The sequence below is a fragment of the Thermovirga lienii genome (assembly GCF_036847465.1).
Taxonomy (GTDB): Bacteria; Synergistota; Synergistia; order Synergistales; family Thermovirgaceae; genus Thermovirga; species Thermovirga lienii.
The window spans coordinates 36997-51821 of sequence record NZ_DAITZW010000008.1 but is presented as its reverse complement, the minus strand read 5'-3'; the positions used below and the strand labels follow the sequence as shown (position 1 = coordinate 51821).

The 14825-nt window shown below is 50.7% G+C and carries 13 protein-coding genes; all 13 read right to left on the bottom strand.

Going from position 1 to position 14825, the window contains the following annotated elements:
* Positions 1 to 807, bottom strand: an 807-nt coding sequence (locus V7Z69_RS04310) for a glycosyltransferase family 2 protein (RefSeq protein WP_334138749.1), incomplete at its 3' end; no start/stop codon positions are given.
* A 37-nt stretch (positions 808 to 844) separates the two neighbouring features.
* Positions 845 to 1843 carry a glycosyltransferase family 9 protein gene (locus V7Z69_RS04305; RefSeq protein ID WP_334138747.1) on the bottom strand — a complete coding sequence of 333 codons (999 nt, stop codon included), beginning with the start codon at positions 1841 to 1843 and terminating at the stop codon, positions 845 to 847.
* A 6-nt stretch (positions 1844 to 1849) separates the two neighbouring features.
* Positions 1850 to 3013, bottom strand: coding sequence for a glycosyltransferase family 9 protein (locus V7Z69_RS04300; protein WP_334138745.1), 1164 nt, complete (start codon positions 3011 to 3013; stop codon positions 1850 to 1852).
* Positions 3014 to 3036: 23 nt separating this feature from the next.
* A complete protein-coding gene (locus V7Z69_RS04295) occupies positions 3037 to 4017 on the bottom strand; it encodes a glycosyltransferase family 9 protein (protein WP_334138743.1) in 981 nt (326 codons plus the stop codon).
* The gene (locus tag V7Z69_RS04290; RefSeq protein ID WP_334138742.1) at positions 4007 to 5047 is read right to left on the bottom strand and encodes a glycosyltransferase; all 1041 of its coding nucleotides are present in this window, start codon (positions 5045 to 5047) and stop codon (positions 4007 to 4009) included. The genes V7Z69_RS04295 and V7Z69_RS04290 overlap by 11 nt, the downstream gene beginning before the upstream one ends.
* Positions 5044 to 6204, bottom strand: a complete 1161-nt coding sequence (locus tag V7Z69_RS04285) for a mitochondrial fission ELM1 family protein (RefSeq protein ID WP_014162718.1) — start codon at positions 6202 to 6204, stop codon at positions 5044 to 5046. The genes V7Z69_RS04290 and V7Z69_RS04285 overlap by 4 nt, the downstream gene beginning before the upstream one ends.
* On the bottom strand, positions 6204 to 7415 hold the full coding sequence (locus tag V7Z69_RS04280; protein ID WP_014162717.1) for a DegT/DnrJ/EryC1/StrS family aminotransferase: 1212 nt from the start codon (positions 7413 to 7415) through the stop codon (positions 6204 to 6206). Before V7Z69_RS04280 ends, V7Z69_RS04285 begins: the two co-directional genes overlap by 1 nt.
* On the bottom strand, positions 7415 to 8578 hold the full coding sequence (locus V7Z69_RS04275) for an iron-containing alcohol dehydrogenase (protein ID WP_014162716.1): 1164 nt from the start codon (positions 8576 to 8578) through the stop codon (positions 7415 to 7417). Before V7Z69_RS04275 ends, V7Z69_RS04280 begins: the two co-directional genes overlap by 1 nt.
* A 12-nt stretch (positions 8579 to 8590) precedes the next feature.
* Positions 8591 to 9814: a 3-deoxy-D-manno-octulosonic acid transferase gene (locus V7Z69_RS04270; protein ID WP_334138741.1), complete on the bottom strand. Its 1224-nt coding sequence runs from the start codon at positions 9812 to 9814 to the stop codon at positions 8591 to 8593.
* A gap of 10 nt (positions 9815 to 9824) precedes the next feature.
* Complete coding sequence (locus V7Z69_RS04265) at positions 9825 to 10832, bottom strand: KpsF/GutQ family sugar-phosphate isomerase (protein WP_014162714.1); 1008 nt, start codon at positions 10830 to 10832, stop codon at positions 9825 to 9827.
* Complete coding sequence (kdsA, locus tag V7Z69_RS04260; RefSeq protein ID WP_014162713.1) at positions 10829 to 11683, bottom strand: 3-deoxy-8-phosphooctulonate synthase; 855 nt, start codon at positions 11681 to 11683, stop codon at positions 10829 to 10831. The genes V7Z69_RS04265 and kdsA overlap by 4 nt, the downstream gene beginning before the upstream one ends.
* Complete coding sequence (gene kdsB, locus V7Z69_RS04255; protein ID WP_334138740.1) at positions 11677 to 12420, bottom strand: 3-deoxy-manno-octulosonate cytidylyltransferase; 744 nt, start codon at positions 12418 to 12420, stop codon at positions 11677 to 11679. The genes kdsA and kdsB overlap by 7 nt, the downstream gene beginning before the upstream one ends.
* The gene (gene lpxK, locus V7Z69_RS04250) at positions 12417 to 14678 is read right to left on the bottom strand and encodes a tetraacyldisaccharide 4'-kinase (protein WP_334138737.1); all 2262 of its coding nucleotides are present in this window, start codon (positions 14676 to 14678) and stop codon (positions 12417 to 12419) included. The genes kdsB and lpxK overlap by 4 nt, the downstream gene beginning before the upstream one ends.
* Positions 14679 to 14825: the final 147 nt, after the last annotated feature.

Here is a 14825-nt window from a genome sequence, read left to right as displayed (position 1 = left end):
AATAATCAAGTTTGACAAGACCTGAAAAGCCATCGTGTTTTGTTTTCCCTTTCTTCTCATGAAAGCCAGACATCGTAAATATGCAGTCAATTCATGAAGGTTAGAATAAAGCTTAACAACCTCATTAGAAGATGTAGTCGAAGACTGATGTTTTCTCCAAATGACTAGACTTTCTTTTACGATGGCTACTTTTCTGGCCATTGCAAGGGACTTGATAAACACCTCATTATCCTCTGCACAAAGACATCCAGGTGTATAAGAAATATTATTTTCTTCCAAGAAACTTCTGCGATACAAGACTGAACCGCCCCACAATGGAGTTTTGCCAAGCATATAGTCAACTAAAACATCTTCTCCCTTGGCATAATCTTCATTGGGGTAACAAAACTTATCAGTGTAACGACGAAACACCTTACCGGAAGGATCGGCAAAATCGTGACCACAAAAGGCCATATCGGCTTGGTGCTTATCAATTGCTTCCACAAGACTCCTAGACCAAGCGGGGCTAAAGATATCATCTTGGTCGCAGAAAGCGATATATTCACCTCTTGATGCATGAAAGCCCTTGTTCCTCGCAACACACACACCTGAATTTTCCTGAGATATTATTTTGACCATGTGCTTGCTCTTTGAAGCAAAATCTTCCAGCAACCTCAAACTATCATCCTCGGAACCATCATCAACAAATATATATTCCATCGGGGAGTAATCCTGGTTTTCCAAAAAATTTAGGGTTTGAGAAAGGAACTTACTAACCCCGTTATAGACAGGCACTACAACGGAAATAAGATTTTTACTATGTGGCATCTCATAACACCCCATCTCAAATTAAATCTATGTTGCTTTATAATTGCGACAGCAACTCAGCACAAGCGCCATAAACCTCTTGGCTTTCCACCAATTCGAGGCACCTAAAATCATCTCCCATTACGCACCCTCTATCATTACAAGGAGCACAAGGTACAGGAGCCAGAACGACTCTGTGTTGATTGCCCCACGGGCCGTACCTATCGGGCTTGGACGGACCGAATACGCCAACCGTAGGAACTCCTAAGGCACTGGCCAAATGCATCGCGGCCGTGTCCCCCGTCACAAACAGGCTTGCCCGCTCCATGTAAGCTCCCACAAGAGACAATGCCAAGGGCCCCGATAAGTCAAGGCAGTGGGGCTTCAACCCTTCCAACACCTCTTGGGCGTCCCGTCTTTCTTCCTCCGAATAACCTATTACACCTATCAATGCTCTATGTTCTTCCGCTAGCTTCTTGCCTACCTCCGCACATAACTTAACCGGAAGCCTTTTTTTTGGATTTCGGCTTCCTGGGTTCATCATCACAAAGGTTCTACCCTGTAAAACATCCTTCAGGACCTGAGAAACCCGCTCTCTGTCCTCTTTCCTAACATGAAAGTGGAGGTTGCGCCTCAAAATAGGAACTCCCAAGGTAGATACAGCATAAAGGTTGCGCTCCGCTTCGTGAATTCTCTTGGGGAGGAAAAACTCCCTAAGGCCCCAAAGGGGGGTATAACGGCAGCCACTGAACAGGGGAACCAGAGTGGACCTTAAGTCTATTATTAGGTCAAACCCACCATCTCTCAGCTCCCTGATGAACCTTAAACGGCCCCTTATGCCGCCGTATTTTCCAGCCTTGTCGTATATCCTCACCTCGTCCCAGAGAGGGTCATCCTTTACAGCGGCCTTGCCCCCTGGTCCAACCCACACGACAAAATATGCCTCAGGTAGGAAATTTCTTAAGTTCCACAAAGCAGCCGAGGCCAAAAGCATGTCTCCCAAACATGAAAGCCCCACAACCGCGACTTTCTTGACCTTTTCGGAATCCACCTTCACCTTGCGTCACCTTTCATGGAGGATCTCTTCTATCGCGCTACAAACCACTCGGGGCGTTAGAGATTTGATAATGGACACCCTGTCTTCCTCGGTCATTTCTTCCTCTAACTCTAGGCGATCTGAAAATATCACCCACGACCTATCTCCGAAAGGAGCGTATCTGCCTAACCGTGTAGCCGGTGCTAACGCCAACGTTTTGGCACCACATGCTGCAGCCAAATGACTGCCTCCGCTCTCCAAACCGACCACACAACCAACCTTCTTCAGCAAAGCTGCGCAAAAAAATATTTCATATTCCCTTTCATCTTCACTCAAGATGTCCCAAAAAATTTTGGTATCACCTCTTCCTATACTCCGCAGAATGTCTATTCTCCCCGGATCACCTAGCAAAACTACTTCATAACCTCTATCATGCAACAAATCAATTAACTGAGCCCAATACTCCAAAGGCCATTGTCTACAAGGGTCATCGCATGAAACCAGTGGAAACATGGCAATTATTTTGCGTGAACTTATATTATTCAACAGGCGGGATATCCGCTCCTCCACCCATTCGGGTATTCTAATTGAGTGCATGGTTGGGATGGGCCTTATGCCTAAACGCCTAGCCAACATAAGGCTCTGATACGTGTCATGTACGTTTTTTCTGTTGGGTTCATCAAACTTCCAGTCACTAAAAAAGCACTTGCTGGAATAACCTATCCGGTTTCTATATTCAAAACATATCGACAGGACCAAGGACGGCAAAAACTGCCTTTGGGTGTCCACAAGCAGGTCTATGGTCCCCTCAGCTCTTCCGTAATTCCACAGCTCTTTGTACTTTTTATAGGCCCAAGGCCTGTGCTTTCTTATCCTTGACCACAAAAGCTTATCCATCAAACCAGCTTCTTGAGCCAACATTTGTACAGCCTTGGATGGACAACCCACTATGGAAAAGGCCGCTTCAGGAAAGGCTTCCCTGAAACTAGCCAATGTCGGGTTGAACATGACGTAATCCCCTAAAGCCATGCCGCCTATATAAAAAAGCACTTTTTTTACGGATAGCTTCTTGTATTGCGGATCCTTGTACCAATCATCAAACAGCTGAGAGGGATAATCCGATGCCTTATGCCTGGCCAGAAAAAATCTTTCGCCTCGCTCCGTATTAAGTTCATCAACCTTTATAAGCATTGGCAAATCCTCCTTGATCAATGTCAGAAATCCCTCAAAAGCTCTTTGAGGGAATCAATTACTTGTTTTGCATCTATGGAGCCAAGACAATCCTGATTAGGGCAGTCCCATCTTTCGCAGCCAGCCTTTTCACAGGAAGTCAAGATAACTTTCTCTATCCCAGACAATCCGACATCCCCAGGCAAAGTAGGTCCAAACAAACCCACAGCTGGTAAACCCATGGCATTCGCCAAGTGCATAAACCCTGTATCTCCTCCCACAGCAGCATCACAAAGAGAAGCCAAAGCGGCCGTTTCAATCAAACTCAACCGCCCAACCAAATTCATGATATTTTTACTTTTTGCTCCCATCACTATCTTCTCTGCAGCGGCTTCCTCTTCCTCACCGTGCCCCACCAACACCATGGATCCACCCAAAGCCTCCACTGCCCTGCATAACTCTACCCATCTATCTACAGGCCACCGTTTGATCGGTTTGCTTGCTCCTATTACGGAGAAAATAATGGGGGACCTTAACCCCGCCAATAATTCGCTCACTTTTGTCTTAACACTGTCAGGAACGAGTATCCAAGGTTTTGGAAAACCTTCTAAACATAATCCCAAAAATTTTTCAACTGCCTCGATTACATGAGTGTAAACAAAATTGGCCCATCGGTGAGAGCCCACCTTAACCGGTACTCCGGAAAGCAAAGCCATTATCGTTCCTCTGTCCGTTCCTTGAAGAGAAATGAGCTTATCAAACTTCCGCCTTCTAATTTCCCGAATAACCTTTATAAAATTAACATCCTTGGCCTTCTGCTCCCAAACTATCACATCATCAACGTAAGGCTGAGTACGGATAAGCTCGTCCCAGGGAGTTGCGACCAGCCAAGTGAGGCTTATATCAGGATGGCGATCCTTCAATGCCCTTACGAATGGAATCACTTTTATGATATCTCCAAGGGCGCTGTACCTTATGAACAACACCTTATCTCCACTGTTAATACTAAACCCTTTACCTTCCATTTCCCAAAGTTTCCCTCACTACCGAACGATAAATTTCCTCTGTTTGATCAGTCATTTTTGCAACTGTTGGAACAGTATCAACTTCCACAGGGAAAACCTCAACAGTCCCGTTTATGATCCCCTCCAAGACATCAGCCCATTCGTCTACCCTGCCGGGTTTTATATGAATTCCCTTGCCTAAAGTAATATTTCGAACCTCAGGGATATCTGAGACGACATAAGGAACCTTCATCAATACAGCTTGCCCCAATGTAAGAGGCATTCCCTCATAATATGAGGGAAAAAGGAAACAGTCGCACTCTGAAAGCCATCGTTCCGTATCATCTCTGAATCCGTGCAAAAAAACCTTACCCTTAAGGGGAAGTTTGCTTGTTTTATCTTTTAATTCATCCCACAGCGGGCCATTTCCCAGAACATCAAGCCTCCAATTTTCGCTTTTAACTTTCATGAAAGCTTCAAGAAGGTCTTGTATTCCCTTTACCTTAGACAACCTACCAATAAACAAGAACTTAAAAACCTCATCTTTGCTCTTTCCCCGCCACTTTTTCCCAGGCGAGGGCAAGCCGTTTAAAATAACTCTATTATTTGGCGACAACAGGCGCCCCATCTCTTCAGCAACCGAAGGGCTAACACTTATATTTGCGCTTGCCTTTCGATAAGGCAAGTAAACCAAAGGATTTCTGTTCCCAAAACACGTGTGGGCGGTAACAATATAAGGAACAGAGGCCAAAGAACTGCTCCACCAAGCAATCCACGCGGGAACCCGGGAATGGGCGTGGATCAGCTGCCAACCTTCCCGCCTTGCTCTGGAAGCGATCCTCAGGGCACAAAAAAGGGCAGTCAAGGGGTTTTTTAAATGCACAGGAAGCCTCCAATGAGTCACTGCGGGGTCGAAATGACTGAAAAGTTTTCCCCCCGCCGATACCACCATAACATGGTGCCCCCTCTTAACAAGCTCATTGGAAAGCCACAAGACATGCCTCTCCACTCCGCCCTCTTCCAGCTCGGGAAGTATGTGTATTATCTTCATGAACTCCACCTTTCAGCGATCCACTCCGCTACTCTTTTCGCCTCGTTGAATTCTACCCGTTTAACCTCACTGCAATCAAGAAGTAATCTTCCAAAATCCTCCAAGCTGGATGCCACGTAACAGAGGCCCCTTTCCTCCAAGCTTCTAATCATTCGGCTGAACCGGGGAGCCCCCCACAAAAGCCCTCCCTTGAAAAGGCCAACTCTCTCAAGGAAAAGACAAGAATTTGCCAAAACCGACCTCAGGGAACCGGGCCTTTCAACGGGCAGGACGATGGGCCTGTGACCTGAGGTCGCAGCTTCGGATATCATGGATACCGAGTCCTCAGTACACAAGATTCGATCACACAATCCCAATATTCCCGCCACAGGACTCCATGTCTCCCTAGAGGCCAAAAGTAGCATGTTCACATGCTCGTTCCCCTCACAAAGCTTTATTAAGGCTTCCTCTGCTTCTCTGCTGGTTCTCCTGGAAGTGGTAATGTAAAGCTCAGCATTCTCCCTTTCTGCATGAAAAAGAAGCTCCTTCATAAACTCCTGCACCCAAAGGTGGCTTATGCGGTAGTTTTTGTCGTCTCCCCCTAAAAGCACCCCCCAAGCCTTACTCCCCCTGGGAGGAAAACGCTTAAGAAGCTCCTTTTTACCTTCCTCCAAGACCTCCGGGCACATCCTGTTGGGTGCCCCGAAAGTTAGGATCACCTTGTCATTTGCCTTGGGCCTATCGTGTTCCGGCACAACGGCAAAATCGAAAGGCTCTATCCCCAACACGGAAGGAGTCATTATGGTACAACACCTTCCCCCCAATGCCCGGGCAAGGGCAAGGCAGTAAGGCGCAGCGGAACTTCCAGCTGAAATAAAGAGGACCTCCTTGGCAGGAAGGCCCTCTTTAGTCAGCAACTTTTCCACTTCATCCAGAAGCCCTGCAGCTTCACCGGTCGAAAGCCACCTTCTGCAGAGCTTCTCATTGCCTTTAGCGAGGGCAAGGGAACCAACTTTCAGCTTCAAGAAGCGCCTCAACCCCTTAAGAACGGGCAGAGAAAACTCCGCCACCCTTGAGCCTTGGGCGGCCAGCCAGTAGGCCACGCCCAAGGATTGGTTCTCGTGCCCCCTTATTCCGTCTTTAAGTACTACAACCAGTTTAGGTCCCTTTTGAATCATTATCCACCAAAGGCAGCCTTGAAACCTTCGTTTATGCCACTAGCCATCTTCTGAAGCCTGGACTCGTCCATGATTATGTCCAGGCCGAAAACAACGGCCCTGCTCAAAATGTCGTGGGTCTTGGGCCACTCTACGGGTCGGTACTCAGGAACGTAGTCGGCATGAGGACAGTCGTAGGGGCACCTTATCCTGCTGTAGTAAGCGCCCTCCCTCAAGGTCTGCCAGTGCCTTGCATAATGCCATGTGTTGCCCGACAAAATTCCACAGGGCGCCCCAGCAGCCCCTGCCGCCTTCTGGAAAGCCTTGGCTGAATCTTCATCGGGGAAGATGAAGACAAGTTGGGTCGCTATCTCCCCCTTCCTGTCGGGAAGGTCGCGAAGCTTCACATCTTTTGGAAGATCTACGTTCTCAAGCACCTTCTTCTTGTTCTCCTTGAGCATCCCTATGGCCTTGTCCAGCTTCTCAAGCTGGGCCAATCCCAGTGCTCCCCTTATCTCGTCCATCCTGAAGTTGAAGCCCAAACAAGCCTTTCCTTCGGCTCCCCTTGGTATGCTCATGTCGTGCATGTGGCCGTGATCGTGATAGTACCTCATGCGGTTGTAAAGCTCTTCGTCGTCTGTGACGATGAGACCGCCCTCGCCCACGGTAAGAAGCTTGTAAGGATCGAGGCTGTAGGTGCCCCACTTGCCGAAGGTACCGACGTAGCGCCCTTTGTAAGTCGCCCCCATGGCCTGGCAAGAGTCCTCGAAGAGATAAAGGCCGTAGTCCTCGCAGAGCTTCTGGAACCTCTCCATGTCGGCAGCTCCTCCGAACATGTGAACGGGCATTATGGCCTTGGTCCTGTCGGTTATGAGGTCCTCCACGGAATCAGGGTCAAGGTTCAGGCTTTCGTCGATCTCCGCCAGTACGGGGATAGCTCCGCACTCCAAAATGGCCTCGATGCTCGCTATGAACGTGAAGGGTGTGGTGATTATCTCATCTCCTGGCCCAATGCCGCAGGCTCTCATGGCTACATAAAGCGCCGCAGAGCCGCTTGAAACGGCAAGACAGTGCCTGGAGCCCATTTTCTTCGCCACCGCTTCCTCGAACTCCGCTACCTTGTAAATGCCGTCCCTGACATCCTGGAAGGAGTACCTGTGAACTATCTTTCTCTTGAGGACATCTACTACCGCATCGATCTCCTTTTGGTCAAAAAGCTCAAACCCTGGCATTATTCCATCGCCTCCTCGTATATTCTCACACAATCATCTATAGTCATCTTCCTCGGGTTGTTCTCCATGGGCCTTGAGACTCCCATGGCCTTTTTCGCCATCTCCTCAAAATGCTCCTCTTTTATCCCAACCTGCAACTTGTCCAGCGTGTCCGGCAGCTCGAGGTCCAACACCATCTCCTCGATCACCTCACTGCAGGATCCGGCCGCCTCGTAAAGAGACCAGTCCTCGTAGGACACCCCACTCAAAAGCTCTGCGGCTCGGGCGTACTTCTCGGGAAACGCAATGCTGTTGAAGCGCACGACGTAAGGAAGAAGAAGCGCGTTGGCCACACCATGGGGCACGCCGAACATTCCCCCCAAAGGATACGCAAGGGCATGGCAGGCACCCACACCCGCATTGGCCAATGCAACGCCGCCGAAGAACGCAGCAAGCATCATCTCTTCTCTTGCCTCCATGTTGTCCCCGTTCCAGGTAGCCACCCTGATCCACCTTCCTATCCTCACCATGGCCTCCTCAGCGAACATGTCGCTGAAAGGCGACGCCTGGCGGCTCGTGTAAGCCTCAAGAGCATGGGCCAATGCATCCATTCCAGTGGACGCAGTCACCGAAGGAGGCATAGTCACCGTTAGCTCAGGATCCAGCAAACTGTAGTCCGGATAAAGTTTGTCGTCGTTTATGCCTCCCTTTACTCCGTCGCTCTTTCTGATCAAGACGGCAGTAAAGGTAACCTCTGAACCGGTCCCTGCAGTGGTGGGTATCATGATCTTGGGCACACCCGGATTTTTCACCAAACCCAACCCCTGATACTTGGCTGCCGACCCTTCATTGGTCACCAAGACACTGACCGCCTTGGCAACATCCATGGAGCTTCCTCCGCCAAGACCCACCACCAGGTCGCACCTATTCTCCCTGGCAAGCTCTGCGGCTTTGTCGGTGGTCTCAACGGATGGCTCGGGCTCCACCTCGTCAAAAATCCAAACCAGAGCTCCCCCTTGCCTGACGTAAGAAGCTATCCTCTCCGCAATACCAAGTTCCTGCATGGTTTTATCGGTCACCAAAACGACCCTCTTGGCACCAAGGCCCTCCGTCAGGTCCTTGACCTTAGCCGATTGCCCTTTCCCAAAAAACACTTTACCTGCCATGTGCATTCCAAACTGCAATTTACCCACCTCTCATCCTTGCATGCTTTTGTTTATTATCTCCCAGTTCCTCAAAGCTGCCCCTCCAAGGCCCTCCACGTAGGACTTGCCTTGGGGACACCTGATTTCTCCTGCTGCGCCCTCGTTCAATACGGCTTCCCATTCATAATACAGTTCTGCCGCCGTTTTAACCACCTTGGCACAACCTAATTTTATAAGCTCCCTTGACACCTTGCCGAAATCATCCATGAAAGGGCCGTGCTGTATGGGCACACCCCACGAGGCGGGCTCCAGTATGTTCTGTCCACCCTTGGGGACCAAACTTCCCCCTATGAAAGCGGCATCTGCTATCCCGTAAAGATCAAACAAGACGCCCACCTGGTCCACCACCATTATCTCCCAGTCTGGCTCCTTTTTAGACAAAAGGACCGCCCTTCCTACCTTTTTGGCCTCTTCCCATAACTTCTGCGCCCTATGGGGGTGCCTTGGAGCCAAAATGAGGCGAACATCCCTGACCTTATCCTTGAGTCTGCTGAAGGCCTCCAAGACCACACTGTCTTCTCCTTCGTGAGTGCTCCCCGCAAGAAGTACCCTTTTGCCCTCAGGATTCAGGCTCCTTCTCAACCCTTCCACGTCCACCATGGAGCGCCGCGCCAGGAGGGCATCTATCTTGCAGTCCCCGGTTACCACCACTTTTTCAGAGGACACTCCTATCTCCAAAAACCTCGTCATGTCCTCTTCGGACCTTGCCATTATCTTCTCGAAGCAGTCCAATAATGAACACCAAAACTCCCTATGCCTGCGGGCTTTCCTGAATGACCGCTCCGAAAACCTAGCGTTGGCCAAAAAAGCTGGAATCCCCCTTTTTTTCAGCTCGTAAAGCAAATTGGGCCAAAGTTCAGTCTCCACGGTCACGTACGCTTTTGGGTTCACTCTGTCCAGCGTCCTCTTTACTATCCACGGAACATCCCAGGGATAGTAAACCAACCTTACACTGTCCCCCAAAAGCTTACGGGCCATACACCTGCCCGTGGATGTTATAGTGCTCAAAAGGACTTCGTGGTTCCCACCGCCTTGGATAGCTTTGACCATAGGGAAGGCAGCCTGGACCTCGCCTACGGAAACAGCGTGGACCCACAAGGGACTTTCCTTTAGTTTCTCGTAGTACCCAAGGCGCTCCTTCAGCCCCTCTCTGTACCGAAAGGCCAAATATGGAAATGAAGCCACATAAGCCAAGCTGGATATCGCCCTGTACAATCTATGCAGATTAAGCCACCCCAGCTTTCAAAAGGTCGTGAATGTGGACTATCCCCACCACAACGTCGTCTTCTACGACTGCAAGACAGGATATCTCCAGCTCCTCCATTATGTGGACCGCCTCCACCGCAAGCTTCTCCGGATGTATAGATTTAGGATCCTTGGTCATTACCTCTTGGATGCGAAGGTCCATGCCTTGGGCCCCTCGGTCCTCCAAAAGCCTCCTGAGGTCGCCGTCGGTGAATATCCCCAAAAGCCTCTTGGCTTCGTCAACCACTATGGCGGCCCCATAACCTTTGCTGGTCATCTCGAATATGGCCTCTCTTACGAAGGTCTGAGGTCCCACCAGAGGAAGCCTTTCGCCACTCCCCATGACGTCCTGCACCCTCAAAAGCAGCCTGCGTCCCAGAGAACCTCCGGGATGGAACATGGCAAAATCCTCTTTCCTTATGCCCCGCAGTTCGGTCACCATTCCTGCCAGGGCGTCACCCACCGCAAGCTGCAGCGTGGTGCTGGAAGTAGGGGCAAGTCCCAGTGGATCCGCTTCCGACGTCACCCCCGTATTTATGACTATGTCGGCGTTTTTGGCCAACCTGGACGCGGGGTTTCCAGTAAGGGCTATTATGACAGCCCCCAAACGTTTGAAATAGGGCAGTATCTCAAGGGTCTCCCTGGTCTCACCGCTGTTGCTCAAGAAAAGCCCCACATCCTCCCTGCACACCATGCCCAGGTCCCCATGGGCCCCTTCTGCAGCGTGCAGGAAAAAGGAAGGGGTTCCCAATGACGCAAAGGTGGCAGCTATCTTGCGGCCTATCAGGCCGGACTTACCCATCCCCACGACCACGAGCCTTCCGCTGGCATCATGGATGGTCCTCGCAGCCTGCACCAGCTCGCTTCCCAACCTCTGGGCGGCTTTTTGTATCTCCTCCGCCTCGGAAATAAGTATCCTCTTGCCCAACTCCTGTAGATAAGCATCGTCCAGGTTCTTGCTCTCTCTCTCCCATGGAAGGGCTATCATGATCGTGCCTCCTCCGAAAGTTTCACGTAACCTATGGTTTGGACCACATCGTGCAGCTTTTTGACCTGTTTCAGGAGTTTTTCCAATTCGGAAAGCAAAACCATGTTGGGGCCATCGCTTTTGGCCTTGTCCGGTTCAGGGTGGGTCTCAAGGAAAAGGGCATCTATTCCTACCGCCACCGCTGCTCTTACCAGGGGCAGAACGAACCTTCTGTCTCCTCCGCTCCTTTCCCCCTGGCCTCCCGGCATCTGAACGCTGTGGGTACCGTCGAACATCACGGGATAACCAAAGGACCTCATTATCGGCAGGGAGCGCATGTCCACCACCAGCTGGTTGTAGCCGAACGTGGTCCCCCTCTCACACAAAATTATCCTGTTGTTTCCCGCTTCCATGCACTTTCTCGCAGCCTGGGCCATATCCCACGGAGACAAAAATTGCCCCTTCTTTATGTTTATCACCTTGCCCGTCTTGGCCGCAGCCACCAGCAAATCCGTCTGCCTGCACAAAAAGGCAGGAATTTGAAGAATATCCGCCACCTCTGCAACCCTCGCGGCCTGCCAGGGCTCATGGATATCGGTCAATATGGGAAAACCTGTCTTTGCTTTTATCTCGGCAAGCCAGTTCAACCCCTTCTCCATCCCTGGGCCGCGATAGCTGTGAATGGACGTCCTGTTGGCCTTATCGAAGGACGACTTGAAGACGTAATCCAGCCCCAAGCTGCTGCATATCCTGCCCGCCGTCTGGGCCACCTCAAGGGCCACATCCAGGCTCTCCAGCACGCAAGGGCCGGCTGCCACAAGCAGCCTGCCCTCTCCAACTTTATAGTTTCCTAAAGAAAAACTCCTTACCATTTGAGATCATCTCCATGTTCCCTAAAATACGCCTCCAGCCTCTCGACGTCTTCCGGCGTGTCTATCTCAATAGTATCACTCTCCACTGGAACACACTTTATTCTTCTTCCCCGCTCCAGGACCCTAAGCATCTCCAGGCTCTCTGACCTCTCCAGGGGGGTTGGTTCCCAGCTTGCAAACTCCAACAGAAAGGGCCTCCTGTAAGCGTAAGGGCCTATATGCTTATAATACGAGGCACCTTTCACCCTGGGATAGGGTATTACGGAACGGCTGAAATACAATGCCTTAAAGTACTGGTCGAAGACCACCTTGACTATATTGGGATCTTCCACTTCCTCTGGTTTCTCTATCTCCTTTACCGCCACCGCCAGGTCACAATCTTCGTCTTGTGCCAAGGCCTCCACTAGTGAGCCTATCATCTTAGGCCCCACAAGGGGGTCATCCACTTGTATATTAAGGACTATATCTGCATCCTCCACGCACTTTACAACCCATGCCACTCTGTCCCCGCCGCTTGGAAGGTCTGGAGGAGTCATCATAACCTCTCCTTTGTCCTTTCTAACTACTTCCGCTATGCGTTCATCATCCGTGGCAACTATCACCCGATCCAGCAGGGAACACCTCTTAGCCTGCCTGAGTACCCTTATGACCAAAGGAATTCCTGCTATCTCCACCAATGGTTTGCCCGGAAGGCGAGTACTATGGTAGCGAGCAGGAATAACTGCTAGCGTCCTCATGATATTCCGTCCCCCTCTTTCGCAAAAACCTCGTCAAGATGCATCCAAACATCGTGGCGCTTCTTCCATCCAAGCTCCTTCAGGGCGTAACGCACCACGTCTTCTACCGCTCCGGAAGGGCCCATCATGGATACTCCAGCCCTCGACATCTTCATGCGTCTTGTGTTGTCCTCCAGGATGGCCAAAACCTCCCTGCTCAAGGCTTCGCTGCTCGGTTCGACCAACACTTCAGATTCTCCAAGGAGCTTTTTCTGCACAAGCTTGCCTTTCTCCAATATGGAAACCACGGGCACTCCCAATCCAGCACATATCTGGTTGGCCGTCCCCCCAAGGCCTATCACCAACTTGGCACCTCGGGCCACCGTTCCCACCCTCTCACGGGTGAGAACCACCTTGGTATTCCCCGAAGGACTTACAAGCATCCCTTCTTCTAGCCTCTTCCATCCATCGAGGGATCGCAGCAAGGTCTCTTCATCTATGGTTGCCGCAAGGACCATCACGAAACGGCACCGCACCTTCTGATTCACCAGTTCTGCCGCATCCAGGAGCATCTTCACATCCTGGTAAGCCCTTCTTCTGCTGCCCGGCAAAAGAAGCACCCCCGGCAGGCCTTCCTCCCAAAACTTTCCTTCTTCACAAACATTATCACCGGCAAGATCCATTATTGGATTGCCGCAAAATACGGCGTTCACCTTTCTTTTTATCATTTTATCCCGGGTCTCCTTGTCCCGGGTCCACACGCACCTGGCCCTTCTGCGCAAAACCAAGTATTCAAGGCTGAAATGCCCTCTGTTCTTTTCCGTCTTGGCCGTGGCCATAAGAACAGGCGTGGTCCCCTGCCCCCAAAGGACATTCAAAAGAAGGTACACATCCCCCACACACAAAACCGTCCTTATCTTACCCCTCAACGATGCCCAGACTTTCATCTGCTCCGAAAGGTTGCGCAAAAGCCCCCTCTTGAGGTCCCTCAAAAGGTCCTTCAAATGATACTTTATCACACCCTCACTGGGCATTTCATATGGAGGGGCACATACCTTTATTCCGGCTTCCTCGTATTCTTTGCCTCTGCCGACCAAAGGAAAGGCCATAACCTCGGCGTGAGGAAGTTCCTTTTTGAGCTTTCCTGCCAGCAAAGAACCTATGGCGTCCTCTCCGTAGCCGTTGGACGCCACGACCACCTTGGGCCTCAAGGCAGAGATCAAATCCTTCAAGAACCTTTCCTCCTGGACCACCATGGTGCGCACTTTCGGTACCACTACCTCGAAAGGAATCTCGCACCCCGCAGGCAGGTTAAGCACGTCCTTTTCCGTGCATATGACTACTTGAGATCCCATCTTTCGGCGTACTTCGTCTATCTCCTCAAGGTTTTTCTCCGTGAACCTATGGTGGTCCCTGAAGATCAAGTGGCTTTTCACTTCAACTCCAGAGCGCCTCAAAAATGCTTCAAAGCTCGCGGGGTTACCTATGGCCGAAAAAACTAAAGCTTCGCCCTTGGGGGGGCTGTTTAGATCTTTCCACTCCCCGTTCCAGCAAGCCCATCCAGAAAGCTCAAGGTGAGCCTCAAAGATAGACTTACTATCCACAAACCTTGAAAGCTCATCTTTTAACTTCCTGAGGCTTTCTCTTTCTACCTGGTCTGCCTTGGTGATAATAACCATGTGAGCTCTCTTTATGGAGCCTTTTCTCTCCCTTAAAAGCCCCGCAGGGAATATCCTCCCGTTGCCCCAAGGGCAGGTAGCGTCCACCAGCAGTATGTCCACGTCCCTTCCCATCCGCCGGTGCTGGAAGGCATCGTCCGCTATGACCAGGTCCACCCCCTCCCTGGCCAAAAGGTCCACACCCTCCAACCTGTCAGAGGAGACGCATACCGTTGCCTTAGGCAGTTTTTGAGAGAGCAAGAAAGGCTCATCCCCCACATCCTCCGGCAAGTAAGAGCTTCCTTCCCTTATTAGATGAGAGCCTTTGCTTTTTTTTCCGTAGCCCCTTGAAACTATGCCCACCTTCAAACCAAAACCATCAAACAACCTGGCCAGCATTTCAACCACCGGAGTCTTGTTGGTTCCCCCCACTGTCAGGTTTCCAACGCTCACTACGGGCACCGGGCTTTCAAGGCTCTCGAATATGCCGTGGTCGTATGCCTTGTTGCGCATAAGGGTCAAAAAATCTGCAAGGCACCCCAGAGGAACCATGGTGTTCCAAAGGAAACTTGATTTCGACCCTCTGATGTAGTGCAAATAATCAATTAACATCCTTCCCATTGACATCTCCAAACTGAAGTTCACAGAGCCTGGCATACAGGCCCCCATTTTTTATCAAAACGTCATGAGTTCCTTCCTCTACTATGGATCCCTTGTCCAGGACCAATATCCGATCGGCCTCTTTTACCGTGGCCAGCCTGTGGGCTA